Below are 26,916 nucleotides of genomic sequence, written 5' to 3'. Positions count from 1 at the left end.
GGTGACCCCGAAGGATGACCCAGAGCGCTTAACGCAGATGAGAATGTAACGGTTAAATCATGATCACGAAAATATTTACCAAAATTTTTGGTAGCCGCAATGACCGCACAATTAAAAACTTACGTAAAACGGTCGCGCTAATCAATGCCTTAGAAGGCCAGCTAGAATCACTCAGCGATGAAGAACTAAAAGCAAAAACCGCTGAATTTCGTGAGCGTTATGACAACGGCACAAGTTTAGATGACCTATTACCAGAAGCCTTCGCGGTAGTACGTGAAGCGTCAAAGCGTGTGTATGGCATGCGCCACTTCGATGTACAGATGATAGGTGGCATGGTGTTGCACCAGGGCCGTATCGCCGAGATGCGTACCGGTGAAGGTAAAACCCTGACCGCAACCCTACCAGCTTACCTTAATGGTTTATCGGGTAAGGGCGTACACGTAATTACCGTGAACGACTACCTGGCCAAGCGTGACGCAGAAACCAACCGTCCGCTGTTTGAATTCCTGGGCTTAACCGTGGGCTGTAACGTGCCTGGCATGATGCCAATGCAGAAAAAAGACGCCTACGCTGCCGACATCACCTATGGTACCAACAACGAGTTTGGCTTTGACTACCTGCGCGACAACATGGCGTTTAGTATCGATGAGCGCGTGCAGCGTCCACTGAACTTTGCGGTGGTGGATGAGGTTGACTCAATCCTGATCGATGAAGCCCGTACGCCGCTGATTATCTCTGGCCCGGCTGAAGATTCATCCCAGCTTTACACGCAAATCAACATGATAGTTCCTGAGCTAGTACAGCAGGAAAAAGAAGACGAAGAAGGCGTTGAAGGCGACGGCGATTACACCATTGACGAAAAAGGCAAGCAGGTTCACCTGACCGAGCGCGGCCAGATCAAAGTTGAAGAGCTTCTTACCGAGCGTGGTTTGATTGAAGAGGGTGATTCACTGTACTCGGCGGGTAATATTACTCTGCTTAGCCATGTGTATGCCGCATTACGTGCACACAAACTGTATCAAAAAGACGTCGATTACGTGGTTAAAGACAATGAAATCATCATTGTTGATGAACACACGGGTCGTACCATGGAAGGCCGTCGCTGGTCTGAAGGTCTGCACCAGGCGGTAGAAGCCAAAGAAGGCGTGAAGATCCAGAATGAAAACCAAACCCTGGCATCAATCACCTTCCAGAACTACTTCCGTATTTACGACAAGCTAGCCGGTATGACGGGTACGGCGGACACCGAAGCGTTCGAATTCCAGTCTATCTACGGTCTAGACACAGTTGTTATTCCAACCAACAAGCCGATGATCCGTGATGATCGTGCCGACCTGGTTTACCTGACTCAGGAAGAAAAATACGAAGCGATTTTGGCCGACATTAAAGACTGCCAAGAGCGCGGTCAGCCGGTGCTAGTGGGTACTATTTCAATCGAAAGCTCGGAATACCTGTCGCAGTTCCTGCGTAAAGAGAAAATTCAGCACAACGTATTGAATGCCAAGTTCCACGCTCAGGAAGCCGACATCGTTGCCGATGCGGGTCTACCGGGTAAAGTGACTATCGCCACCAACATGGCCGGTCGTGGTACCGATATCATGCTAGGCGGTAACTGGCAGAGCGAAGCCGAAAAGCTTGATAACCCAAGTGAAGAGCAAATCGCAAAAATCAAAGAACAATGGAAAAAGCGTCATGACGATGTCATCGCTGCCGGTGGTCTGCACATTATCGGTACCGAGCGTCACGAGTCTCGTCGTATCGATAACCAGTTGCGTGGTCGTTCGGGTCGTCAGGGTGATGCCGGTTCAAGCCGTTTCTATCTGTCGATGGAAGATGCCCTGATGCGTATCTTCGCCGGTGAGCGCATGACTAACATGATGCGTAAACTAGGCATGCAACGTGGCGAAGCCATCGAACACCCTTGGGTTAACCGTGCCATTGAAAACGCCCAGCGTAAGGTAGAAGCCCGTAACTTCGATATTCGTAAGCAATTACTTGAGTATGATGATGTGGCCAACGACCAGCGCCGCGTGGTATACGCCCAGCGTAACGAGCTGCTGGAAGAGGGTGATATCTCAGAAACCATAGATGCTATTCGCAACGACGTGATCAACGGCGTGATCGATCAGTATATTCCCCCGCAATCGCTGGCGGAAATGTGGGACGTGCCTGCTTTGGAAGAACGCTTGAAGGCAGACTACCTGCTTGATTTGCCTATCCAGCAATGGCTTGCCGAAGACAATAAGTTGTTTGAAGAAAAACTGCGTGAGCGCATCGTCGAAGAAGCCACTAACGCATATAAAGCAAAAGAAGAAATGGTGGGTCCACAGGTACTGCGTCAATTCGAAAAAGCGGTTATGCTGCAAAGCCTGGATCAGCATTGGAAAGATCACTTGGCTGCCATGGACCACCTACGTCAGGGTATCCACCTACGTGGTTATGCGCAGAAGAATCCGAAGCAAGAATACAAGCGTGAGTCATTCGAGCTATTCTCGGCCATGCTAGAAAACCTGAAAACGGATGTGGTTAACATCTTGAGCAAGGTTCAGGTTCGTGCCGAGGAAGATGTTGAAAAGGTTGAAGAGCAACATCGTAAGTCTGAAGAAGCACCGCGTCAGTATCAACACGCCGACGCCGAGCAGGTTGGCGGTGAAGCACCTGCGCCGGTATCGGCGCGTGCCGAGCCTAAGGTAGGTCGTAATTCACCTTGTCCATGTGGCTCGGGTATGAAATACAAGCAATGCTGTGGCAAATTAAGCTAAGCATTCACTTACTTGAATAAAAAGCGGCCTATGCCGCTTTTTTTATGGAGCAGTTAATGAGTCAGAAAGTGGTCAATGTTGCCGTGGGGATCATTCTTCGCGGTGCGCAAACCTACATATGTAAACGCCCGGACGACAAACATCAAGGCGGCTTGTGGGAGTTTCCTGGCGGTAAAATCGAAGCCGGTGAAACCACCACGGCGGCCTTGGCCAGAGAGCTATTGGAAGAAGTCGCTATTGAGGTGCACAGCAGCGACTCCTTTATGCTGATTGAGCATGACTATGGCGATAAGCAGGTACGCCTGGATATCCATAAGGTCAGCGACTTCAGTGGTGAGCCTCATGGTGCCGAAGGCCAGCAAGGGGAGTGGGTGGCAATCAGTGATTTACACCGTTATGCCTTCCCCAAAGCAAACCAGGCCATCTTAGAAAAACTATGTTCATAAATTGTTACAAACTGCGTTTCTCGCTCTGCGCCCATGGGTTTAATATGGGCTAGTTGGGGATCACCTCTTTCATAATTAAAAATGGGATAACAATATGTTTAAAGTAACCTTAGCAGCGGCCGCAACGGCGCTGGCATTAGGACTTACCGGTTGTAGTGAACAAGCACAAAGTGCAAATACCGAAACTCAAGCGCAAAGCGTTGCCAAAGAACAAACAAAACAAGTGCAACAACTAACTTCGGGTATTGATCTAGAAAACATCGATACCGCCGTGCGCGCACAAGATGATTTTTACTACCACATCAATGGTAAATGGCTAGAGCGCACCGAAATTCCGGGCGACAAGTCTAACTACGGTTCTTTCACTGCTCTATATGACCAATCGCAAGCGGCACTGAAAGAAGTGATCGAAGCGGCGGCTAAAAACACCAAGGCGGCACCGGGCAGCGATGAGCAAAAGCTGGGCGCCTTCTACAGCAGCTATATGAATACCGACGCTTTGGAAGAGAAGGGCATCACCCCGCTTAAGCCATACTTGGACAAGATTGCCGGCGTTGCCGATAAAGCGGCACTGGTGTCGCTGATGGCTGATCTGCGCATTCAAGGCGGCACCACGCCGTTTGCTTGGTATGTCAATAACGATGCCAAGAACTCAAGCCAGTACGCTCTTTATGTGTCTCAGTCGGGTTTAGGTTTACCGGATCGTGATTACTACCTTAAAGATGATGAGAAGTTTTCTACCATCCGCGCCCAATACCTGGCTTATATCACGGACATGCTAACCAAGGCTGGCGTTGAAAATGCAGAGCAAGCGGCAAAGGGCATTCTTGCCCTTGAAACCGAGCTGGCTACGGCGCAGTGGAGCCGAGTAGAAAGCCGCGATGCGACCAAGTCATACAACAAGATGACGGTTGCCGAAGCCAATGAGCTAACCGGTGCATTCGACTTTGCTCAGTTCTTAAAGCAATCAAAAATCAACACCGAAGAGTTGGTTGTACGTCAGCCTTCTTATTTTGAAAAGCTAGGGGGTATCTATGAGCAAACCGACCTGGCTACTTGGCAGAATTACCTAACATTCCATTTTGTTAGCAACTACGCCGATGAGCTTAGCAAGGAATTTGTTGACCGTAAATTTGCTTTCTACAGCACCACCTTACGTGGCGTTGAAGAGCAGCAACCGCGTTGGAAAAAAGCGGTAGACTCAGCCAACTCGGTACTGGGTGAGCTGCTAGGCAAGGTGTACGTTAAAGATAACTTCCCACCTGAAGCAAAAGCACGCATGGAAGAGTTGGTTGCCAACCTGATCAAGGGTTTCGACCAAGCCATCGACGGTCTGGAGTGGATGAGTGCCGAAACGAAAGTGGCAGCCAAAGAGAAGCTGAACAAGTTCACGCCTAAGATTGGTTACCCGGACAAGTGGAAAGACTACTCGGCGCTAGAGGTCAAAGCGGACGACCTGGCGGGTAACTTTATTCGTCACAGTGAGTGGGCATACGATGATATGCGTAACAAGCTGGGCAAGCCGGTGGATCGCAGTGAGTGGTTTATGACACCGCAAACGGTGAATGCTTACTACAACCCAGTGAACAACGAAATCGTGTTCCCTGCGGCCATCCTGCAACCGCCATTCTTTAACCTAGAAGCGGACGACGCGGTGAACTACGGCGCCATCGGTGCGGTAATTGGCCACGAGCTAGGTCATGGCTTCGATGATCAGGGTTCAAAATACGATGGTGACGGTAACCTGCGTAACTGGTGGAGCGAGCAAGATTTGGCGCAGTTCCAGGAGCGTGGTCAGCAACTGGTATCGCAGTACAATGAATATGCCCCGTTTGAAGACGCTAATGTGAACGGCCAGCTGACGCTGGGCGAGAACATCGGTGACCTAGGCGGCCTAACCGTAGCTTATAAAGCCTACCAGTTATCACTGGGTGGCGAAGAAGCACCTGTACTTGACGGTTACACCGGCGATCAACGCTTCTTTATGGGTTGGGCGCAAATTTGGCGTCGTAAGTACCGTGATGAAGAGCTGCGCAATCGTTTGATGACTGACTCGCACTCACCAAGCCACTACCGTGTAATCGGTGTGCTGCCAAATATGCCAGAGTTCTATAAGGCATTCGACGTGAAAGAAAGCGACGAAATGTACATTAAGCCGGAAGATCGCGTTAAGATCTGGTAAGTTCGGCTAATTACTGCCAAGGCGCTTGTCTTGTTATCCTCGCCAAATAGAGGCAGGGTAACGGGGCGGCGCCTTTGTTTTTTATCGCACTTGTTTCCCCCGTTAACGCAAACCCATTGCCTTGGTCGTTATTTATCTACTAACTTTGTTATCTAATAAATAAAAGCAAAGAGTAGAGAATTATGAAGCGAATAAAACGAGGGTTTTTTCTAGCAGGAATTTCGCTAAGTCTACTGGCACCTTCAGCCACACTCGCCCACGATCGCATTACCGGCAAGGAATTTGCCACCCGATCCGAAGTCATCGCCAGCGAGGCCATGGCTGCCACCTCTCAGCCTTTAGCCACCCAGGTTGCACTGAATATCTTGCGTCAGGGCGGCAATGCCATTGACGCGGCTATCGCCGCCAACGCCATGCTGGGTTTGGTTGAGCCTACCGGCTGTGGGATCGGCGGTGATCTCTTTGCTATTGTTTATTCCGCCGAGGATGGCAAGCTGCATGGCTTGAATGCCTCGGGTCGCTCACCGCTTGGTTTGAGCTTTGAAGAGCTTAAGAAAATAACCAAGGATGAGGGGAAGATCCCCGCCTATGGACCGCTGCCTGTGTCAGTTCCCGGTGCCGTTGATGGTTGGTTTGAGTTACACGAAAAGTTTGGCTCTCTGCCCATAGCAGAAATTTTAAAACCCAGTATCGAGTATGCCGAAAAGGGCTTTCCCGTCAGCGAGGTGATCGCCTATTACATGCAGCGCAGTGTCGGTGCTCGGGGCGAATACCCGGGTTTTAAAGAGGTCTTTATGGCCGACGGCGAGATGCCGAAAAAAGGTGAGATATTTAAAAACCCGGCATTGGCCAACACCTACAAGCAACTGGCAGAAGGTGGTCGCGATGCCTTTTACAAGGGCGATATCGCCAAGGAAATCGACCGTTATATGCAGGAAAATGGCGGTTATATCCGTTACCAAGACTTGGCGGCCCACACCAGTGAATGGGTTGAGCCGGTGGCCACCACCTATCGCGGACACACCTTGTGGGAGTTACCGCCCAATGGCCAGGGTATCGCCGCCCAGCAGATCCTGAATATCCTCGAAGACTATGATCTTGCCGCCATGGGCTTTGACAGCCCCGAGTATATTCACACCTTTGTTGAGGCCAAGAAGCTCGCCTTTGCCGATAGGGCCAAGTACTACGCCGATCCTGCTTTTAACGACATTCCGGTGCAGCGTTTGATTTCCAAGGAATATGCCGCCGAGCGTCGCAAACTCATCGACCCCAATAAGGCGGCCAAGCGCGACCATGCCGGCCCGGTTGAAGGGGATACCATCTACCTGACCACGGCGGATAAGTACGGCAACATGGTGTCGCTGATCCAAAGCAATTACCGTGGCATGGGCTCGGGTATGACACCTGAAAAGCTTGGCTTTGTGCTGCAAAACCGCGGTGAATTATTCTCGCTTAAAGAAGGGCACTTCAATCAGTATGAGCCGGGCAAGCGGCCCTTTCACACCATTATCCCAGCGTTTGTCACCAAAAACGGCAAACCTTATATGAGTTATGGGGTGATGGGCGGCGCGACGCAGCCGCAAATGCATGCGCAGATCCTGATCAACATGATTGATTTTGGCATGAACCTGCAAGAGGCGGGGGATGCGCCGCGTATTCTGCACTCTGGCTCAACCCAGCCCACCGATGAGATCATGACCGATGGTGGTGTGGTGTCCTTGGAGTCCGGTTTTAGCATGGAAACGCGCCGTGAATTAATGAAAAAAGGCCATACCCTGCAAGAAGCCGTGGGCCCCTATGGTGGCTATCAGGCGATTCTCAAAGACCCGCAAAGCGGCGTTTATTATGGTGCGTCCGAATCTCGTAAGGATGGCCAAGCCGCCGGATATTAGGAATGACAGTCTGATTTTCAGGGCGGCCAAGGCCGCCTTTTATCTTTAATTGACGATTATTTAACATAAATGATAGCGCTGTCATTTTATATTTTATATGATGCTAACACGCGACAATCAGAATCTAAGGTCCAGGACCAGGAGTAAGCATGTTTAAAGCGAGCCTTATTGCGGCGTTAATAATGCCCTTGGCTGTACAGGCACAACTAAGCCAGGAGCAAATAAACGCGTTTGCCACAAACACCGAGTTCATGTTTGCGGTAAACAGCAACTTCCATAATGAGGATAAGAGCTTTCTTGGCAGTATTACGCTTACTAACCGCTCTGGAGTCAGCCTGCCCGCCGGTGAACAACCCTGGCAGATTTACCTGCACAGTGTGCGAAAAATTAATGAGGGTATCAGCCAGGGCTTGCGTATTGAGCATGTGAATGGCGATCTGCATCGTCTTAGTCCGACGTCCAGCTTTAACGGCCTAGCGGCCGGTGAGCAATTAGAAATTCCTTTTGAGGCGGCGGTCTGGATAGTTGCCTACAGCGACTTTATGCCCCGGGCCTTTATGGTGGGCCACAATACCGAGCCAGCCATTTTTGCCAATACCGACAGCGAAGACTTTGGCGATTTTGTTGCCCCTTTTACCCAGGAGCAACAGCTGCGTCGCTATAACCAGCCTCAAGATCTCACCCCCTTAATGACCGCCGAGCTGCGCTATGAACTTAATAGCAGCCCCTTGAGCGTGAAAGACGAGCAGGTGCAAACGCGCATTATTCCTAAGCCCCAGGAGCTTGAGGTTAATCGCGGCAAAACCACCCTGTCTGATGTCTGGCAAATTCGTTATGCCGGACAATTGCAGGCGGAAGTAGCCTTGTTTCAGGGCGACTTAGAGAAAAAGTATCAACTGGCTCTCGAGGCGCAGGCCGATCATATAGACGCGCCCAACAACAAGCTGATCAGCATAGGCGTTGATAGCAAAATCGGTAACAAAGAAGGCTATCGCCTGGAGATAGACGGTGAGCATATTCGCATTATCGGAGCCGACAATGCCGGCGCCTTTTATGGCATGCAAAGCCTGTTGGCCTTGTTGCCGGCAACGGGCAGTCCGACCCTGGCCAATGTGGAGATAAGCGACGCGCCCCGCTATCCGTGGCGGGGCATGCATTATGACAATGGCCGTAACTTCCATGGTAAAGAGGCCATGTTTAAGCTGGTCGAGCAAATGGCGCGATACAAGATGAATCGCTTGCACTGGCATTTCTCGGAAGATGAGGGCTGGCGTCTGCAGATCCCCGGATTGGAAGAGTTGACCGAGGTGGGCGCCTACCGCTGCTTCGATCTGGCTGAAGACCGCTGCTTGCTGACGCAGCTGGGTACCGGGCCCTTTAAATCAGGCTCGGGTAACGGCTATTTGAATCGCGCCGACTTTATAGAGTTATTGCGCTTTGCCAAGGCTCGCCATATCGACATCATTCCGGAAATAGAAGGCCCAGGCCATGCGCGGGCGTCCATTAAAGCCATGGAGGCGCGTTACCGTAAACTGAAAGCCCAGGCCGAAGCCGTGGCCAGCAACTCGCTGCTCACCCCAACAAACGGGGGCGAGGAGTTTTCAGGCGCTGATTTATCTAAGGCAACCCAATACCTGCTGACCGATCCCAAGGACAGCTCCAGCTATATCACGGTGCAGAATTACACGGATAACTCGATGAATGTGTGCATGGACTCCACCTATGCTTTTATCGACAAGGTTACCTATGAGTTGCAGCAGATGTACCGCGAGGCTGGCACCAAGCTGAACTATTTGCATATCGGTGGCGATGAGGTCGGCGCGGGATCCTGGGTGGGCTCTCCCGCCTGTCAGGCACTGTTTGCCGAACCCAATAATGGCGTTGCCGGGGTCGCAGATTTAAAGCCCTACTTTACCAAGCGCGTCGCCGACTTATTGCACAAACGCGGCATTGCCCCCGGGATCTGGGAAGACGGCATTATGTACGACAAGGTGAACTCTTTTAATCGCGATGAATACGCGAACAAAACCTTCTTTACCAATGCCTGGGATAATATTTGGGAGTGGGGCGTGGCCGACAGGGCCTATCGCCTGGCCAATGACGGCTATCAGGTGGTGCTCTCCCATGGTACGCATTTGTATTTTGATCATCCCTATGAGCCGCATCCCGAAGAGCGCGGCTATTACTGGGCGACTCGCTATACCGATACCAAAAAGGTCTTTGCTTACATGCCGGATAACGTCTACGCCAATGCCGATTTTACTCGCACCGGCGCCGCCATAGACAACCTTGAAGCCTTGGTGGGAAGGCCCATGCCTGCTTTGCAAAAGCCGGAGAATATTCTCGGCATGCAGGGTCAGGTATGGTCGGAAACCATACGCACCGAGGAGCAACTGCTGGCCATGGTATTTCCGCGCCTGTTGGCCGTGGCTGAGCGGGCCTGGAGCAAGGCTCCTTGGGAAGGTGAGCGGGTGGATGCGCGCTTACGTGAGCAAGACTGGCAGGCATTTTCCGCCACCTTGGCGCATAAGGAGCTGGCCAAGCTGGACCGCGATGGTATTGCCCTGCATCTGCCGGTGCCTGGTGCTAAGTTCAGTGAGGGTCGTGTGGTGGCCAACAGTGCTTTTGCCGGCTTGAAGATAGAATATAGCCTGGATCAGGGCGCTAGCTGGCACCTGTATGAGCAGCCATTTAAGCCTGCAGAGCCCGGTGAAATTTTACTGCGTACTCAAGTACAAGAGCAGGTCAGCCGCACCACGTCGGTGTCCGTACAGTAAAGGCGGAGAGCATGTCAGCGCTGTCAAAAATGGCAATTAATTGGTATTCTGAACTGCTCATTTTTACGACTAAAAAATAATAATAAATGGCGCTTTTAATGGCCGTTTGCGCGACTAGAAAGTGGCGCAACCACCTTAAAGGTAAACAATTCGACAACGAGAAAGTGTTATGGAAGCAACAGTGTCTACAACCAAAAAACAAAGCAACTTTGTGCCTATGGCTATTGTTGCCACCCTGTTCTTTATCCTCGGGTTTGCAACCTGGCTCAATGGTTCATTGATGCCTTATCTAAAGCAAATTCTGGATTTAACGCCTTTGCAGGCTTCACTTATTTTATTCTCCTTCTATATCGCCGTGACCTTTACCGCGGTGCCTTCGGCGATCATCATCAAGAAGATTGGCTATAAGAATGGCATGGCATTAGGTATGGCGGTGATGATGCTGGCCGGCTTTTTATATGTGCCGGCGGCCAAAACTCAGGTGTTTGCCCTGTTTTTGTTTGCGCAACTGGTGATGGGCATAGGGCAAACCCTGCTGCAAACCGCGGTGAACCCTTATGTTGTGCGCATCGGCCCTGAAGAGTCGGCGGCAGCACGGGTCAGTGTTATGGGTATCTTGAATAAGAGTGCTGGTGTGCTCGCACCCATGGTCTTTACGGCATTGATTTTAAGTAACTTTACCGGCTTAGTGGGTAAAGATCTAAGCCAGGAAGAAATTGACCAGATGGCCAATAGCCTGATCTTCCCATACATTGGCATGGCCCTGTTTATCGGTGTGTTGGCGCTGGCCGTTAAATTCTCACCCTTGCCCGAATTAATCGATGACGATACTCAAGCCCATGAAAAAGGCCAGGTGAAGGCTGCCTTGGCACGTCCTAATCTGGCTTTAGGTGTGCTGGCGTTATTCGTTTACGTAGCCGTTGAAGTGATTGCCGGCGACACCATAGGCACCTTTGCGCTGGCGTTGGGGGTGGAAAAGTACAGTGTTATGACCTCCTATACCATGGTCTGTATGGTCGTGGGCTATGCCTTAGGGATTGTGTTGATCCCTCGGGTGCTATCACAACAAACGGCTCTGACTAGCTCAGCAATACTTGGCTGTGCGCTGACCTTGGCGATTGTCTTTGGCGATGCACAATCGACCCTGATTGCAAACACCCTGCTGGTGCCTTTTGGTGGCGTGGCGCTGCCCGATCCTCTATTGCTGATTGCCGTGCTTGGCTTTGCCAATGCCATTGTGTGGCCCGCGGTATGGCCGCTGGCGCTGTCCGGCCTGGGTAAACTGACCAGCGTGGGTTCGGGGCTTTTAATTATGGGGATAGCCGGTGGTGCATTCGGGCCATTATTCTGGGGCTTGGCAAGTGGCAGTGAGGGCGGTGCTCAGGGACAGCAGAGTGCTTATTTAGTCATGTTGCCTTGTTATTTGTTTATTCTTTTCTATGCTATCAAAGGCCATAAGATGACTTCCTGGAAGTGATCGGAATCAAGAATTAGTGGCAACCATCCCGTGTTAATGCCAGCGTATGCTGGCATTTTTTATGGCTAGGCGTTCAGCAGTAGGGTGCGCAGCTGGCATAGCGACTTAACCTCATAGGTTGGGGTTAAATGTGCGGGCGCCAATTTTTCCCGGCGATTAAGCCAACAGGTGTCGATACCGGCATTGATGCCACCTTGAATATCTGACTCCAGGGTATCGCCGATCATAAGGATCTCACTTTTCGGCGGGTTGCCCATCAGCGTAAAGGCGTGTTCAAACACCGCCATGTGCGGCTTGGCATAGCCCACCTGCTCGGAGATCACCAACCACTCAAAGGTGCCCTTTAAACCCGTTTGCTCCAGGCGGGCGCTTTGTAGCTCGGTAAAGCCATTGGTAATGATCCCCAGTCGAGCCTTGCCCTGCAGGGCGTTTAACAGCTCGATAGCGCCGGGCAGGGGCTGGCATATTTGCGCCATGGCCTCCATAAACCACAGATTTAACTGCTGGGGCGCGATATCCAGGCGCTCGGCCCAGGACATAAAACGTTGCTCCTGCAGTTGCTTGGCACTGATCTCGTTGTTCTGATATTGCACCCACAGCGGCTTATTTACTTGCTCAAAGGTGCGGTAGTCCTGCTCGCTAAAGGCAACATTGAGTTTGGCGAACATGGCCTGCAAGCCGGCAAAGGCATCGAAATGAAACAGGGTTTCATCGGCATCAAATAATATCCAGGGATAACGCATGGCTTAACTCGAAAATAGTTCGGGGTGATTGAAGGGCGCCATGGCCAGGGTAAGCGCCTGTTGATAGGTGCTTTGGCGGGTGGCATGGCCACGGGTCAGCAGGCCAATGGCGCCGCCTTGTTGCTTGATATTGGTGGTATTAAAGGCGGCATCCATGACATCGCCAAGCTCCTGGCCCTGTTGTAACTTTTCGAACAGCGATTCAGGTAATGGGAGGTTGCAGCTGCGGCCAACGCTCAATTGATGATTATCGGCGATCACCACATAAGCAAAGGTGGCGGCACCATAGTCGAAGCGGGCAGCGCCTCCTTCCATGGCCATATAGAAATCCCCCTGGTAATGCTCCTGGCAGTAGCGCACTCGGTTTTCGGCGCCAAGCAGGGTATCAGGTTCGCCCAGTGGCTGGTCGGCAACCCCGGAAGGGGCGTCGACACCCAGGCATTCGATATGGTGGTCGGGAAAGTAGGTGGCCAGGGTGGCCTTTGCGGCATTTACTTTAACTGGGTTTTTGGAGCCGACAATCAGCTTAAGTTGTTTTACAGCGGAGCTTGCTGCCATATCCTCGTCCTTCGGAGTGCTTTGGGCCATTGTATCATGGCCGTATTGAGGGCACACACCCCTGAGATTAATGTCGAAGAAGTCGTTTAGTCAGCGCTGAAGAGCAACAGGCCTTGGCCATCGTCCAGATGTGTTTGGTAATCTTGATGTTGCCAGCCTAAGGTCGCGAACAATTTTGGCTCAAGAAGATGCCAGTGATTAATATCGCGAAAGCGCTTATGCACATGGGCAATGTTCTCGGCGACTTTCAAGATGGCGTAGTACAGCTTCTCGTCTTCGCTGTGGGGCTCGTCTAAGAAGTTTACGTCATGATGATGCAGCACAATGTTGCACAGCGAACTGGGAAGATGCCAGGAATGAGCCATATAAAATCCCAGCATGGCATGGTTGCAGGGATAGCGCTGATCCTCCAGTGCTGTGAGCGAAACCTGGCCATCGTCATTGGCGGCATTGAGCACCTGTACATAGTCCGGAAAATTCATGGCCATCACCGGAATGCCGATATCATGAAACAGACCTAAGGTTTGCACATTGTCGAGGGCGATATCGCGTCTTAGTCCTTGAGCCAGATACAGACATAACCGTGATATCTCGGTGGCACTGTCCCAAAAGCGGGCCAGAGAAATACAACAACTCGATTGATCAAAAACTTGTTTAACCAAGTAGCGGGAGGTGAGGTGGCTGATGGTGTTGAGGCCCAACAATTTAACCGCCTGCTTTACATCGGTGATTTCTAGTTCGGACATAAGCTCGGGCGAATTAATCAGACGTAAAACCGCCGCGGCCAGGGCGACATCGGCGGTGATCAATTCACTGACCTTATCCAGGCAAGGGTTGCTTTGGTTCAATTCAGTCTGGAGCCGATTAAGCGCAGCCGGTTTAACGGGTAGCTTAAAACCCACCTCAAGTTGTGAAAGAACCTTGTCATCTATGCCCTGCATATTACCCCCGTGCCTGCATCATAAGTTTAGCCGATTTCCCATACGCCGCTAGCGCAACTGGTACAGGCGCTCGGCGGCGCAGATGCCAATAAGGCAAGACAAGACTCAATAACAAGGCCATAATGGCCCTAGATAATAACCACAAGAATTGATAACCATGCGTACCCTTCTAACACTCTGCTTTTTTATTATGGCCTTAGCGACAACAGCGGCACATGCCGACGATAACCCCTTTATCGGCGTGATTGAGAGCGGCAGTTTACTGGGTGAATATGAAACTTTTGCCACGGCCTACGATGATTTTACGCCAAGCGATGACGAGCTGGCACAGATGCACAAGCTCACGGGCAAGTCCGTGTTGGTATTATTCGGCACCTGGTGTCATGACAGCGAGCGCGAAGTACCACGACTGCTAAAGTTACTGGCACTGAGCAAGGTTGAACTCGCCCAGCTCGAACTGGTGGCCGTGGATTACAACAAACAAGACGACAAGGGCCTGGCCGAGCTGTTTAAGCTTAAATACACCCCCACCTTTATCGTCCTCGATGGCGAGACAGAACTATTACGTGTGGTTGAAAAACCTGAGGGCTCATTGGCCGGGGCGCTCACTGATTTTAATTAGTTTATCGAAGTGGTTTTAAGCTCTAAGGCTTAGTTGGGTTATTAGCTGACTCAGCTTTTTTGTATACGAAAGACACAAAGTTCGCTTATTTCGGGGGCGTAATTCACAAGGAAAAGTAGGAAAAATGGTGGCCCCACCTGGACTCGAACCAGGGACCTAACGATTATGAGTCGTGCGCTCTAACCAACTGAGCTATAGGGCCATTTTGTGTACTTGGTGCAGTCGGAGTATACACGTCCATGATGATCTGCACTCAGCTCGGTCATCCACGACCTCGCGTTCTTCACTTTCGAAGTGATGTTAAATCACTTCTCAAAGCCTTTGGCTTACGTTCATCACCTAAGCTATAGGGCCATTTTGTATTCTCGATGCTTACCTTGTTTTTACAGGATAGGAGATATCCTTAGGTAAGCGCCGAGCAGTATAAAAACTTTTCCAGGCCTTGTCACTAGCTGAAGGGGGTTTATTTAAGTTTGTAGAAATCAACTGCTTACTTATTGTCCTATCAGCCACTCACCATTGTTTTCAAAGGCTCAATACAAAAAAAGCCGACAAAATGTCGGCTTTGGCTTTGCTTAACAATTTAATTTACAGACCTAGTTTCTTCTCTAGATAGTGGATGTTAGTGCCACCATTTTGGAAGTTCTCGTCCGCTAAAATAATCTTGTGCAGCTCGGTGTTGGTCTTGATGCCGTCGATTACCAACTCATTCAACGCGTTGCGTGAGCGAGCAATGGCTACGTCACGGTTTTCACCGTAACAGATCAACTTACCGATCATTGAGTCGTAATGCGGTGGTACCGTGTAGTCCGCATAAATGTGGCTGTCCCAACGAATTCCTAGACCACCTGCAGGGTGGAAGCGGGTGATTTTACCCGGCGAAGGAATAAAGGTTTTCGGGTCTTCAGCATTAATACGACATTCGATGGCATGGCCACGGATCACAACGTCGTCTTGCGTAATAGACAGCGGCTGACCGGCAGCGATTTTTAGCTGCTCTTTAATTAGGTCAATACCGGTTACCATTTCGGTTACTGGATGCTCTACCTGAATACGGGTGTTCATTTCGATGAAGTAGAACTCGCCGTTTTCATATAGGAATTCGAATGTACCGGCACCACGGTAGCCGATTTCGATACATGCACGCGTACAGCGGTCACCGATGTACTTACGCATTTCCGCGGTGATACCCGGAGCTGGCGCTTCTTCCACAACTTTCTGGTGACGACGCTGCATTGAACAGTCACGCTCACCTAGGTGGATAGCATTACCTTGACCATCGGCCAGTACCTGAACTTCGATATGACGAGGGTTTTCAAGGAATTTTTCCATGTAAACCATGCCGTTACCAAAGAATTGCTTAGCTTCTTGCTGAGTCAGGGCGATTGAGTTTACAAGCTCTTTCTCACTGCGAACCACACGCATACCACGACCACCACCGCCACCGGCGGCCTTGATGATCACCGGGTAACCGATGCGCTTAGCGATTTGCATGTTGCGCTCGTTGTCTTCCGTTAGTGGGCCGTCTGAACCTGGTACGCAAGGTACGCCGGCTTTACGCATGGCTTCGATAGCCGATACCTTATCACCCATCAGACGAATGGTGTCGCCCTTAGGACCGATAAAGATAAAGCCACTTTGCTCGACTTGGTCGGCAAAATCTGCGTTTTCAGAAAGGAAACCGTAGCCAGGGTGAATGGCTACCGCGTCGGTTACTTCAGCGGCGGCGATAATACGAGGAATATCCAGGTAGCTTTCGCTGGCGGCCGGTTTACCGATACAAATAGTCTCATCTGCAAGGAGCACGTGTTTTAAGTCGCGGTCTGCGGTTGAATGAACCGCTACCGTTTTAATACCTAGCTCTTTACAGGCGCGCAACACGCGAAGTGCAATTTCACCTCGGTTTGCGATAACAACTTTATCTAACATAGTTGATGCCTTGTTTGGGTTGCGCGATTATTCGATGATGAAAAGTGGTTGATCGAACTCAACTGGCTCGCCATTTTCAACCAGGATAGCTTTAACCGTACCGGCTTTGTCCGCTTCGATCTGGTTCATCATCTTCATCGCTTCAACGATACACAGGGTGTCGCCTACGTTCACTTTTGTGCCTACTTCTACGTATGCAGCCGCTTCAGGTGAAGAAGCCGAGTAGAAAGTACCTACCATAGGTGATTTAACCTGGTGGCCAGTAGGTTGTGCCGGAGCGCTTGCTGCTGGTGCTTCAGCTGCAGGAGCTGCTACTGGTGCAGGAGCGGCCGCTGGGGCTGCAACTGTGTACTGTTGTGGCATAGCCATAGGAGCAGAACTGTGACGGTTAATACGTACCGACTCTTCACCTTCGGTGATCTCTAGTTCAGCAATACCTGTTTCTTCAACAAGCTCGATTAATTTTTTAATTTTGCGAATGTCCATGAAAAACCCGCCTATTAGTTAGTTTTTAATTCGAATCTTGCAACCGGCTAACCGCTGCTTGCAGCGCGAAGTGATAGCCCATTGCACCAAAACCACAGATAACACCTTGCGCCACATCGGAAAAATAAGAGTGATGGCGAAAGGCTTCCCGTTGATGAATGTTGCTCAGGTGCACTTCAAAGAAGGGGATGGCAACGCTTAGTAAGGCGTCACGCAGGGCGACACTGGTGTGCGTAAATGCGGCAGGGTTAATAATGATACTATCAACTTGCTGCCAGGCATCATGTATACGCTCAATCAGGGCCGCTTCACTATTACTTTGAAAGTGCTCTAGCTCAACATTAAGTGCCGCGGCTGCATCATTTAGTTCATCGGTAATTTGTACCAATGTCTTGGAGCCATACTTGTCTGGCTCGCGACGACCCAACATGTTCAAGTTTGGGCCGTTGATAACTAAAATCTTAAACTTTGCAGTCATAATGCGACTAAAATCCTTTAACTTGTGAGTTATAAGCGTTTATACAAATATTAGTAGTAAACTTAAGGGTAAAAGTTGCAAATAGCAAATTTTTCTCACTTTAGCGAACTATTATAGTGAGTTCGAGGAAAATAGCAGCAAAATACTGGTCTAATCACCTTGGGCAGCGAAATCTGTGGGATTAGCAAAAGAAAGGAGCGAAGTGCCCGTTATGGCACTTCGCTAGATTGGGGCTTGATTAGCTGTTGGTATGGTTACGCACTTTTTGCAGGTGCGTGGCAAAGTCGTCGGCACCCATAAAGCCGGTGACCCTTAACTCCGGAAGTTCTTTACCATCTTGGTTAAAGAACAAGATACTGGGTAAGCCGAACACGGTAAATTGTTCCATCAACTCGATGGAGCTGTCATTGGTGTCGGTTAAGTCGATTTGAACCAGGGTAAAGTGTTTAAACTCTTGTTGCACCTGCTCCTTGGGAAAGGTGTAGTGTTCAAACTCCTTACAAGCCACACACCAGTCGGCATAAAGGTCGACCATAACTAGGCCTTCGGTAACGGCAAGCAGTTCATTGAGCTCTGTTAGGTTAGCAACCTGAATAAATTCACCACTGGCGGTTTGTTGCTGAACTTGCACCTGCTTAACCTCAGTCGGAGGCCAGACATAGTTTTTAACCAGCATTAAACCACTAATGAACAGGGTCATGGCCATGGCCCAAAGAATCGTTTTGCCTCTGCCCTGAGTTTGGCCACTTTGCCAATAATGCAGATAAATAGCGGTGGCTATGCTTAACACCCCGGCCATAAGTAAGATCACCTCGAACGGCAAAATACGCTCAAGCAGAATTAAGGGCACGAATAACATCAAGAAGCCGAACAGGGTTTTTACCTGCTCCATCCAGCCACCGGCCTTAGGCAGGAGTTTGCCTCCCGAGGTGCCCAGCAGTAAGAGTGGCAGACCCATGCCCAGGCTGAGGGCATACAGGGTTAGCGCACCAATCATATAGTCGCCACTTTGGGCTACGTATAGGAGTGCCGCCGAGAGGGGAGCCGTGGTGCATGGCGAGGCGATCAGGCCGGAGAGCACACCCATCAGGAAGACCCCGGCATAATTACCGCCTTGTTGCTTGTTGCTGACCTTGGTTAGACGCTCCATCATGCCTTGCGGCAGACGGATCTCATAAAAACCGAACATAGACAGTGCTAGTAACACAAACAGCAGGCTAAAGCTGATCAGCACATAAGGGTGTTGCAGATAACCCTGAATATGGCCACCAAAATAAGCCACTACTAATCCTAAGAGCGCATAGGTGATGGCCATACCCTGCACATAGACGAAGGACAGGCTAAAGGCCTTACTGGTCGAAAGGTGCTTTTGTCCGGCGATTAGGCTGGAGAGAATAGGGAACATGGGGAATACGCAGGGGGTAAAGGCCAGGCCAATACCGACCACAAAAAAGAACACCAGGTTGGTTACCAGGCTTTGATTGGCCAAGCGCTCAGTGAGTGATTGCTCACCTTCATTATTAATTTGGCCGCTCTTATCTTCTTTCTCTTTAGGTGTGTCTTGTACCATGAGCGCGTCGGTCACGGCACCGGTCGTTGTTGTATTTGCTGTGCTCCCAACCACGGAGAGCGGGATTTCAATAACTTCGGGCGGGTAGCAAAGGCCGGCTTCCGCACAGCCTTGATAGCGTACCTTGACTGAGGCACCATCGGTAATATCGCTGACCTTAACGGTAAAGCTCACGGCGTTAAAATACACTTCTGTGCGACCGAAAAATTCGTCTTCAATCATTTCCCCGTCGGGCAGTTCCGTGGGGGGAGTCACTGTCGCCCCTTTCCCGGCAAACTCTAACTTATGCTTATATAGGTAGTAGCCGGGTTCGATATCCCAGCCGATAAACAGGGTTTCACCTTGTTGATCAAAGTCCAGCTTAAAGGCCTGTTCAACGGGTAAAAACGTGGTTGCCTGGGTATTGAGCAAACTATCCAGCACTGAGTTATTGGCCCAGGAACCAGCACTAAAGGCCAAGGTGAGTATGAGTAGCCAGACGCGCATTAGCAATTGCATTAATTAAGTACCTCATCCATCCAATTAAAGTAGGCCAAGTTTCCCGTTGCTACATCAATAACCTGAATTTCAGGCACTTCGTAGCTGTGTAATTTTTTTATGGTTTGAATCACTTGGTTCATCTTTTCGGATTTTGTTTTGATCAGCAGCTTGGTTTCGGTCGCGGTGGTCACATCTCCTTGCCACATGTAGATAGACTCTACTTCAGGAAGGATGTTCACACACGCAGCCAATTTTAACTGCACCAGTTGCTCTGCCATGGCCCGCGCTTCTTGCTTATTCGCGCAGGTTGTAAATATCAGCCGATAGTGGGTAGTCATACTGAACCTTTTTATGCGTTCTTTTTCTAACCCCATACTAGCCGATAGCAAGGTCAAAACCTATAGAAGCTCGGCAGAAGACTTGAAAAGTGACCTTGTCAGCCGCACATTTATTTCATCGACTTAAACGAGACTCCCTATGTTTAGAGCATTATTCCTACTTTTTATCATTATTCCCATCATCGAAATTGCCCTGTTAATCCAGGTAAGTGACGTTATTGGCGGCTTTGCGACCATAGCCCTGATTGTGGTGACCGCCATCATAGGTGCAAAATTAGTAAAGCAACAAGGCATGGGGGCAATGCGCGATGCACAGTTGCAAATGGCGCAAGGGCAAATGCCAGCTGAGCAAATGTTTACGGGTATTTGTGTCATTATTGCCGGTGTGCTTTTACTAACCCCGGGAATCGTGACCGACGTATTCGGCTTCTTATTACTCACTCCGGCGGTGCGCAAACGCATGTCGGCTGCCTTCGCCTCACAAGCGCAGGTGCACATGACCCAAGGAGGTGGCTTCAGTGCTCATTATCACAGCTCGCATACACGTCATCACACCTCGGAACAGCATTCGGTGCACTCTGAACGAGGCCAATCAAACAGCACAATCGAAGGGGAATTTGAACGCAAAGAATAAAAATTTTTAATTTTTACTCTTGGGTTTTAATTTGCTCACCCCCATAAGAGAAGAAAACAAATTTTAAGACTTTTCTGTAGTTGTTCAGAAACTGTTAGGAGAACTAAACAAATGAACATTCGTCCTTTACATGATCGCGTGATCGTTAAGCGTCTAGAAGAAGAAACCAAGTCTGCTGGCGGCATCGTGCTTACCGGTTCTGCCGCAGAGAAATCTTCACGTGGTGAAGTAGTTGCAGTGGGCAATGGCCGTGTATTGGATAACGGCGAAGTACGCGCGTTAGAAGTAAAAGCAGGTGATACCGTTCTTTTCGGCTCTTACGTTGAGAAGACTGAAAAGATCGAAGGCCAGGAATACCTGATCATGCGCGAAGACAACATCCTAGGTATCGTAGGCTAATTCGCCTCCCTGATGTTGAACTTAGAACCGAATTAAACAGAATTTTGAGGAAAGAATAATGGCAGCAAAAGAAGTTCGTTTTGCAAATGACGCTCGCACTAAGATGCTAAAAGGCGTAAACGTATTAGCTGATGCAGTAAAAGTTACTTTAGGTCCTAAAGGCCGTAACGTTGTTTTAGACAAGTCTTTCGGCGCACCGACTATCACTAAAGACGGTGTTTCAGTAGCGAAAGAAATCGAGCTGGAAGACAAGTTCGAGAACATGGGTGCACAAATGGTGAAAGAAGTTGCTTCTAAAGCCAACGATGCAGCCGGCGACGGTACAACAACTGCAACAGTGCTTGCACAAGCTATCGTAAACGAAGGCCTTAAAGCCGTTGCTGCGGGTATGAACCCAATGGACCTTAAGCGTGGTATCGACAAAGCCGTTGTCGCCGCCGTTGAAGAGCTAAAAGCCCTTTCAGTACCATGTTCAGACACCAAAGCAATCGCTCAGGTTGGTACTATCTCAGCAAACTCTGACTCTGAAATCGGTGACATCATTGCTGAAGCAATGGAAAAAGTAGGCCGCGAGTCGGGTGTTATTACCGTTGAAGAAGGTCAATCACTGCAAAACGAACTAGACGTTGTTGAAGGTATGCAGTTTGACCGTGGTTACCTATCTCCTTACTTCATCAACAATGCCGAAAAAGGCCAGGTTGAGCTAGATAACCCGCACATCCTTCTGGTTGACAAGAAAGTATCAAACATCCGTGAGCTACTTCCTACTTTGGAAGCGGTTGCTAAGACCAGCAAGCCACTGCTTATCGTTGCCGAAGACCTTGAAGGTGAAGCACTGGCAACACTCGTAGTAAACAACATGCGCGGTATCGTTAAAGTGGCTGCGGTTAAGGCGCCAGGCTTTGGTGACCGTCGTAAAGCCATGCTACAAGACATCGCGATTCTGACCAATGGTACTGTGATTTCTGAAGAAATCGGTCTAGAGCTAGAAAAAGCGACCCTGGAAGACCTAGGTACGGCGAAGCGCATTGTGATCACTAAAGATGACACCACCATTATCGATGGTGCTGGCGAGCAAGCCGCTATCGATGGCCGCGTTGGTCAGATCAAGGCACAAATCGAAGAAGCCACGTCAGACTACGATAAAGAGAAGTTACAAGAGCGCATGGCTAAACTAGCCGGCGGTGTTGCGGTAATCAAGGTTGGCGCTGCGACCGAAGTTGGAAATGAAAGAGAAGAAAGACCGCGTTGAAGATGCACTACACGCAACTCGCGCCGCGGTTGAAGAAGGTGTAGTACCTGGCGGTGGTGTTGCGCTAGTACGTGTTGCTTCTAAGATTGCATCACTAACTGCTGACAACGAAGACCAGAACCACGGTATTACCGTTGCACTTCGTGCGATGGAAGCGCCTCTTCGTCAAATCGTTTCTAACGCAGGCGATGAAGCATCTGTTGTTGTTAACGCAGTTAAAGCGGGCGACGGTAACTATGGTTACAACGCGGCAAACGGCGAATACAATGACATGATCGAAATGGGTATCCTGGACCCAACTAAGGTAACGCGTTCTGCACTGCAGTTCGCAGCCTCTGTTGCCGGTCTAATGATCACCACAGAAGCCATGGTTGCTGAAATTCCTAAGGATGAGTCAGCTGCTCCAGATATGGGCGGCATGGGCGGAATGGGTGGTATGGGCGGCATGATGTGATCATCCCCCTAGCTATCTAGCTTCAAAAAAACCCAGCTTAGGCTGGGTTTTTTTGTGCATTGACTTAATCCCTTGCTATAGCTACAAATGACAATGAAAGATTACGCTTGGTAACGAACTTGTTGATTGATTTGTGATCTAAATGCATGTGAACGGGTCTATATTAAATACCAATTCACTTAAATAGCTAATCATTCTAGCGGGCTAAATATCGTGCTAACTGCGTTGGAATTTTTCTATGTAGAATAACTACATAAGAAAAATCCCGCCTTGTTATCACATCATTTATCCAGCGCTATATCTGGTCACATACTTAACAGAATTGGTATAGCAGACTTAAACGGAGAACAGCATGAAAGTAAGTACGGTATTAGTGGCCTTACTGGCCATGGCGGCATCGGCGGCAAGCTATGCCGGTGAGGCCAAGATCAAGTGGCAGGATTTAAATGACTACGCCGATGCGCGCCCTAGTAATGAAGTGAAAAAGCCTTATCACGATCGTTTGATGAAAAAATTCGACAAACACTTTAATTTTGAGGCGCAGAATTTGCCAGAAGGCAGCGTGTTTAAAGCCGAGATAACCGACTTGGATCTGGCCGGTGAAGTTCGCTTTGGTATGAATGAATTTCGGGTGATGAAACCCGTCTATATTCCACGTATTGAATTTAGCTATAAGCTGGTGGATAAAGACGGGAAGGTACTTAGTAGTGGCGATGTCGACATTAAAGATATGAGTTACATGGACCGAATGCGTTCAATTCATTCTGATAAAGAGTTCTATTATGACTTTCGCTTGATCAGCTCTTGGTTTCAGGACTCACTGTACCCAGAGCTAGGAATAGAGCCTCAGAAGGTCTATCGCTAATCCAATCATCTCGGCTGACGTTGAAGCGGCCTGGGTGCCTTTACATTGTACTTGCCGGCGCTAAGCGCCGACAAGGATTGGCCGCTACTGCGTCTTAAAGGTCGCTAACAGCGCAAGCAGGTTTTGCAGCTTGAGTACGGCTGTTTTCAACAGGGCTTCATCAAGCTCCTCTGCATTGCTGAGTGCCTCAATATCGGCAGCAACATCAAGCACATAGGGCTTAAAGCGTTTAGCGGCGAAGGTAAAGCCCGCGTCCTCGTTAAATAATGCCTGGAATTTACCATGGCCGTCTTTTTGCAACTGATCTAACTTTTGATCTGCGTCGAGCGCTTGACGATAGGCGAGTTTAAGGTTGTCGTTTAGTTTTTCAATAATCGAATTCATATCCAGGGTCTATTTCTCTTTGCGGTTTACTTTATGTTTTATCTAAACGCATTAGCTAAAGCTCTAACACAATTGGCCGATATGGTACGTGGATTCAGGTAAAAAGTCAGGTAAGGGTAATGAATATATCGGGCAGTACACTTCCCACTATGGTTACCGGTGGCGATGGTGCCGAGGTTTACAGTGCGGCGCTTGCGAAAAAACAGCAAGAAATTGAAGGCCAGGCGGCTCTTGCGCTGATTGAGTCGGCCACAAGTGCCACGCAAGGAGTGCAAAGTGAAAATACAGGCGTTACGTCTACCCTGGGTAATCACATCAATATCCGGGTTTAGACCCTAGTAATTAGCGAAAGGAGCTCGTATTTTTATGGCTCTAAGTGCAGATCAATGGGCGTTTTACTGCGCTCGCCACCAATTTCTCTTACCAGCTTGGGCACTAAAAAACCGGGCAGGGCACTGAGCATTTTCGCCATCAGGGCCTTGGCTTCGGCATCGCTGACCTCGAAGTGGGCTGCACCTTGCACCTTGTCGAGTTGGTGCAAGTAGTAGGGAAGAATACCCACGGCGAATAAGCGTTCACTTAACTCTACCTGCGCATCAATCTTGTCATTGACTTCCTTTAGCAGCACAGCCTGATTCAACTGGGTTACACCCGCGGCTTTGAGTCTGGCGCAGGCGTTGGCAAAATGCGCGTCTACCTCATTACCGTGATTAATATGGTGCACAAATACCACCTGCAATCGGGTGTTGGCCAGGGTATCGCACAGTGTCTCTGTGATACGAGCGGGAATGGTCACCGGCAGGCGGGAATGGATGCGTAGACGTTTTACATTGGGCAGGGCTTCAAGTTGCGCAACAAACCAGCCGATATGCTCGTCCTTGGCCATCAGCGGGTCGCCGCCGCTTAAGATCACTTCATTTACTTCAGGATGTGCGGCGACATACGCCAGCTTTTCCTCTAACGCAGCGCGATTGAGCTGATTATCCGCATAGGGAAAGTGACGACGAAAGCAATAGCGGCAATTTATGGCGCAGGCCGATTTAAACACTAAAAGCACTCGTGAGCGATATTTATGCAGCAAGCCGGGCTGTGAATTGTCTTGCTCGGCCAGTGGGTCCGTGCTGTAGCCAGGGGCTAGATTAAACTCTTGTCGGCGCGGTAAAACCTGCAATAACAAGGGGTCACGGGGATCGCCCTTTTGCATTTTGGCAATAAAGGGGCGTGGCACACGCAGGTTAAAAAGGCTTCTCGCTTCGTTGTCGGGAAGAAATTCCTCTAGGGGTAATTCGAGTAATGAAAGCAGCTCTTCGGGACGAGTAACCACCTCGGCCAATTCTTTTTGCCAGTTTTTATGCAAATTTACTTCGATTCTTTGTATCATTGACAGGTTAATTACTCGAGAAATTGTTTATTAGAGGACAAGATGGCGAATTATAGCACCAACGAGTTCAAGGGTGGCCTTAAATTTATGATGGACGGCGAGCCTTGTAGCATCCTTGAAAATGAGGTTGTTAAGCCTGGTAAAGGTCAAGCGTTTAACCGTGTAAAAGTACGTAAGCTGATCTCTGGTAAGGTTTTAGAAAAGACCTTTAAATCTGGCGAGACGGTGGAAGGGGCCGACGTAATGGATACCGATTTGGCGTACCTTTACACCGACGGTGAGTTCTGGCACTTCATGAACAACGACACTTTTGAGCAGATCGCCGCAGACGAAAAAGCGGTTGGCGACAACGTTAAATGGTTGGTTGAAAACGATTCATGTACCATCACCCTGTGGAACGGCAACCCGATTGCAGTAACTCCGCCTAACTTTGTTGAGCTGGAAGTAACGGACACGGATCCGGGCCTAAAAGGTGACACAGCCGGTACCGGCGGTAAGCCTGCAACCCTTAGCACGGGTGCGGTGGTTCGTGTTCCTTTGTTCATCCAAATCGGTGAAGTGATCAAGGTTGATACGCGCTCTGGCGAATACGTAAGCCGTGTAAAATAAACGCTGTTAGCGTTACAATCCTTTTGGGATAAGCCCTTAGGGATAAGCCCAGCCCGGCTCGCCGCGCTGGGATTTTTTATGTCTTAGTTTAAGCAAATGAGGAAAAGCGAATGAATCGGCAAGATGTTTTATGGCAACCCAGTGCACAGATTGACACCTTGAAGCAGCGTGCACACATTTTGCGGCAAATTCGTGAGTTCTTTTTCGCCCGCCAGGTGATGGAGGTAGACACGCCGTCCTTATCACAGGCAAGCGTGACCGATGAGCATTTGCAAAGCTTTGCCACCGAATTTGTCGGCCAGGGTTATGCCCAAGGTTTACCCTTGTATCTGCAAACCTCTCCGGAATACGCCATGAAGCGCCTATTGGCGGCGGGTAGCGGTGCTATTTATCAAATTTGTAAGGCGTTTCGTAACGAAGAAAATGGCCGTCATCACAACCCCGAATTTACCATGTTAGAGTGGTATCGCCCCGGCTTCGATGAATTTGCCCTGATGGACGAAATAGATGAGTTGATGCAACTGGTGCTCGGTAGCGGGACCGCTGAACGTATCAGTTACCAGCAGGCATTTCTTAAGGTGCTGGCCATAGATCCCTTAACCATTACCCTGGACGAGCTAAAACAGGTGGCCACCGCACAAGGCTTTGGTGACATAGCTGCAATCGAGCGCGATGCCGATACTTTGCTGCAATTGCTTTTCTGCATGGTGATCGAGCCGAAAATTGGGCAACAGCGCCCCTGTTTTGTGTATCACTTTCCCGCTTCTCAGGCCGCCCTTGCTCGACTTAATGAGCAAGACCCGCGCGTCGCCGGTCGTTTTGAGCTGTATTTTCAGGGCCTAGAATTGGCCAATGGCTTTAATGAATTAACCGACGCCACCGAACAGCGACAGCGTTTTGAAAAAGACAACACTAAACGCATCGAGCGCGGCCTTAAACCAGTGGATATGGATGAACACTTACTCGGTGCGTTAGAAGCCGGCTTGCCCGCTTGTGCCGGTGTGGCATTAGGAATCGACCGCCTGGTGATGCTGGCGTGTAAAAAGCAGCATATCAAAGAAGTGTTAAGCTTCGATGTTGATCGAGCTTAGTGCCCGCATAGGGCTGTGCGCACGGATCTTAATAATATCTGTAGGCGAGGCTTTAGCCTTGCAAGGGCTGTTAATGGTCAGATTCCCGGCAATTGCTTCAGCCTTGCGCTTTTGTCAGGCTAAAGCCTGACCTACAACAATGGATTTTCGGCATCAATTGTCGGCC

The 26,916-nt window shown here is 49.7% G+C and carries 23 protein-coding genes, 1 tRNA gene and 1 pseudogene; 14 read left to right on the top strand and 11 right to left on the bottom strand.

Annotated features, from left to right (window positions below; translation table 11 throughout):
• Positions 1-59 precede the first annotated feature (59 nt).
• The 6 genes from secA to nagP all read left to right on the top strand — a co-directional run bounded on the left by secA (position 60) and on the right by nagP (position 11,536).
• Positions 60-2,762 (top strand): preprotein translocase subunit SecA, encoded by a 2,703-nt coding sequence (gene secA / locus C2M36_RS00135; protein ID WP_105253198.1) that lies wholly within the window; start codon positions 60-62, stop codon positions 2,760-2,762.
• Between the two features lie 56 nt (positions 2,763-2,818).
• A complete protein-coding gene (gene mutT, locus C2M36_RS00130) occupies positions 2,819-3,208 on the top strand; it encodes an 8-oxo-dGTP diphosphatase MutT (protein WP_105253197.1) in 390 nt (129 codons plus the stop codon).
• Positions 3,209-3,302: 94 nt separating this feature from the next.
• A complete protein-coding gene (locus C2M36_RS00125) occupies positions 3,303-5,390 on the top strand; it encodes a M13 family metallopeptidase (protein WP_105253196.1) in 2,088 nt (695 codons plus the stop codon).
• Positions 5,391-5,572: 182 nt separating this feature from the next.
• A complete protein-coding gene (ggt, locus tag C2M36_RS00120; protein WP_105253195.1) occupies positions 5,573-7,282 on the top strand; it encodes a gamma-glutamyltransferase in 1,710 nt (569 codons plus the stop codon).
• A 149-nt stretch (positions 7,283-7,431) separates the two neighbouring features.
• Complete coding sequence (locus C2M36_RS00115; RefSeq protein ID WP_105253194.1) at positions 7,432-10,059, top strand: family 20 glycosylhydrolase; 2,628 nt, start codon at positions 7,432-7,434, stop codon at positions 10,057-10,059.
• Positions 10,060-10,228: 169 nt separating this feature from the next.
• Positions 10,229-11,536 (top strand): N-acetylglucosamine MFS transporter NagP, encoded by a 1,308-nt coding sequence (gene nagP, locus C2M36_RS00110; protein WP_105253193.1) that lies wholly within the window; start codon positions 10,229-10,231, stop codon positions 11,534-11,536.
• Between the two features lie 65 nt (positions 11,537-11,601).
• On the opposite strand, the gene yjjG is transcribed toward nagP, so the two are convergent.
• From yjjG to C2M36_RS00095, 3 genes are all read right to left on the bottom strand, one after another.
• Positions 11,602-12,279, bottom strand: coding sequence for a pyrimidine 5'-nucleotidase (gene yjjG / locus C2M36_RS00105; RefSeq protein WP_105253192.1), 678 nt, complete (start codon positions 12,277-12,279; stop codon positions 11,602-11,604).
• Positions 12,280-12,282: 3 nt separating this feature from the next.
• Positions 12,283-12,837 (bottom strand): inosine/xanthosine triphosphatase, encoded by a 555-nt coding sequence (yjjX, locus tag C2M36_RS00100; protein WP_105253299.1) that lies wholly within the window; start codon positions 12,835-12,837, stop codon positions 12,283-12,285.
• A gap of 86 nt (positions 12,838-12,923) precedes the next feature.
• A complete protein-coding gene (locus tag C2M36_RS00095) occupies positions 12,924-13,778 on the bottom strand; it encodes an HDOD domain-containing protein (protein WP_105253191.1) in 855 nt (284 codons plus the stop codon).
• A 157-nt stretch (positions 13,779-13,935) separates the two neighbouring features.
• Between C2M36_RS00095 and C2M36_RS00090 the strand changes: the two genes are divergently transcribed.
• Positions 13,936-14,400, top strand: a complete 465-nt coding sequence (locus C2M36_RS00090) for a TlpA family protein disulfide reductase (protein WP_105253190.1) — start codon at positions 13,936-13,938, stop codon at positions 14,398-14,400.
• A 125-nt stretch (positions 14,401-14,525) separates the two neighbouring features.
• Here C2M36_RS00090 and C2M36_RS00085 read toward each other — a convergent pair.
• The 6 genes from C2M36_RS00085 to cutA form a co-directional block, all read right to left on the bottom strand.
• Positions 14,526-14,602, bottom strand: a tRNA-Ile gene (locus C2M36_RS00085).
• Positions 14,603-14,988: 386 nt separating this feature from the next.
• Positions 14,989-16,329 carry an acetyl-CoA carboxylase biotin carboxylase subunit gene (gene accC / locus C2M36_RS00080; RefSeq protein ID WP_105188490.1) on the bottom strand — a complete coding sequence of 447 codons (1,341 nt, stop codon included), beginning with the start codon at positions 16,327-16,329 and terminating at the stop codon, positions 14,989-14,991.
• Positions 16,330-16,356: 27 nt separating this feature from the next.
• A complete protein-coding gene (gene accB, locus C2M36_RS00075; RefSeq protein ID WP_105253189.1) occupies positions 16,357-16,815 on the bottom strand; it encodes an acetyl-CoA carboxylase biotin carboxyl carrier protein in 459 nt (152 codons plus the stop codon).
• Between the two features lie 25 nt (positions 16,816-16,840).
• Positions 16,841-17,293 carry a type II 3-dehydroquinate dehydratase gene (aroQ, locus tag C2M36_RS00070; protein ID WP_105213430.1) on the bottom strand — a complete coding sequence of 151 codons (453 nt, stop codon included), beginning with the start codon at positions 17,291-17,293 and terminating at the stop codon, positions 16,841-16,843.
• Positions 17,294-17,531: 238 nt separating this feature from the next.
• On the bottom strand, positions 17,532-19,349 hold the full coding sequence (locus tag C2M36_RS00065) for a protein-disulfide reductase DsbD (RefSeq protein ID WP_105253298.1): 1,818 nt from the start codon (positions 19,347-19,349) through the stop codon (positions 17,532-17,534).
• Positions 19,350-19,360: 11 nt separating this feature from the next.
• The gene (gene cutA / locus C2M36_RS00060; RefSeq protein ID WP_105253188.1) at positions 19,361-19,681 is read right to left on the bottom strand and encodes a divalent-cation tolerance protein CutA; all 321 of its coding nucleotides are present in this window, start codon (positions 19,679-19,681) and stop codon (positions 19,361-19,363) included.
• A gap of 139 nt (positions 19,682-19,820) precedes the next feature.
• On the opposite strand from cutA, the gene C2M36_RS00055 reads away from it, so the two are divergent.
• The 4 genes and pseudogenes from C2M36_RS00055 (at position 19,821) to C2M36_RS00040 (ending at position 23,285) form a co-directional block, all read left to right on the top strand.
• Positions 19,821-20,315: an FxsA family protein gene (locus C2M36_RS00055; RefSeq protein ID WP_105253187.1), complete on the top strand. Its 495-nt coding sequence runs from the start codon at positions 19,821-19,823 to the stop codon at positions 20,313-20,315.
• A 111-nt stretch (positions 20,316-20,426) separates the two neighbouring features.
• A complete protein-coding gene (locus C2M36_RS00050; RefSeq protein ID WP_105188484.1) occupies positions 20,427-20,714 on the top strand; it encodes a co-chaperone GroES in 288 nt (95 codons plus the stop codon).
• Positions 20,715-20,772: 58 nt separating this feature from the next.
• A pseudogene (groL, locus tag C2M36_RS00045) lies at positions 20,773-22,420 on the top strand (chaperonin GroEL).
• Positions 22,421-22,772: 352 nt separating this feature from the next.
• Positions 22,773-23,285: a DUF3016 domain-containing protein gene (locus tag C2M36_RS00040; protein ID WP_105253186.1), complete on the top strand. Its 513-nt coding sequence runs from the start codon at positions 22,773-22,775 to the stop codon at positions 23,283-23,285.
• Between the two features lie 84 nt (positions 23,286-23,369).
• Here the strand turns inward: C2M36_RS00040 and C2M36_RS00035 are convergent, their stop codons facing one another.
• The gene (locus tag C2M36_RS00035; RefSeq protein ID WP_105253185.1) at positions 23,370-23,669 is read right to left on the bottom strand and encodes a prephenate dehydrogenase; all 300 of its coding nucleotides are present in this window, start codon (positions 23,667-23,669) and stop codon (positions 23,370-23,372) included.
• Positions 23,670-23,788: 119 nt separating this feature from the next.
• Here C2M36_RS00035 and C2M36_RS00030 point away from each other — a divergent pair, with 119 nt between their 5' ends.
• Positions 23,789-24,001, top strand: coding sequence for a hypothetical protein (locus C2M36_RS00030; protein WP_105253184.1), 213 nt, complete (start codon positions 23,789-23,791; stop codon positions 23,999-24,001).
• Positions 24,002-24,033: 32 nt separating this feature from the next.
• Here the strand turns inward: C2M36_RS00030 and epmB are convergent, their stop codons facing one another.
• Positions 24,034-25,050, bottom strand: coding sequence for an EF-P beta-lysylation protein EpmB (gene epmB / locus C2M36_RS00025; RefSeq protein ID WP_105253183.1), 1,017 nt, complete (start codon positions 25,048-25,050; stop codon positions 24,034-24,036).
• 42 nt (positions 25,051-25,092) lie between these two features.
• On the opposite strand from epmB, the gene efp reads away from it, so the two are divergent.
• Positions 25,093-25,659 carry an elongation factor P gene (efp, locus tag C2M36_RS00020; RefSeq protein ID WP_105188478.1) on the top strand — a complete coding sequence of 189 codons (567 nt, stop codon included), beginning with the start codon at positions 25,093-25,095 and terminating at the stop codon, positions 25,657-25,659.
• A 110-nt stretch (positions 25,660-25,769) separates the two neighbouring features.
• Positions 25,770-26,750, top strand: a complete 981-nt coding sequence (gene epmA / locus C2M36_RS00015) for an elongation factor P--(R)-beta-lysine ligase (RefSeq protein ID WP_105253182.1) — start codon at positions 25,770-25,772, stop codon at positions 26,748-26,750.
• Positions 26,751-26,916 lie beyond the last annotated feature (166 nt).

This window comes from Pseudoalteromonas sp. T1lg75, from assembly GCF_002964705.1.
Taxonomy (GTDB): Bacteria; Pseudomonadota; Gammaproteobacteria; order Enterobacterales; family Alteromonadaceae; genus Pseudoalteromonas.
Note: the sequence above shows the minus strand (reverse complement) of the source record. Positions and strands in the feature narration are given on the sequence as shown.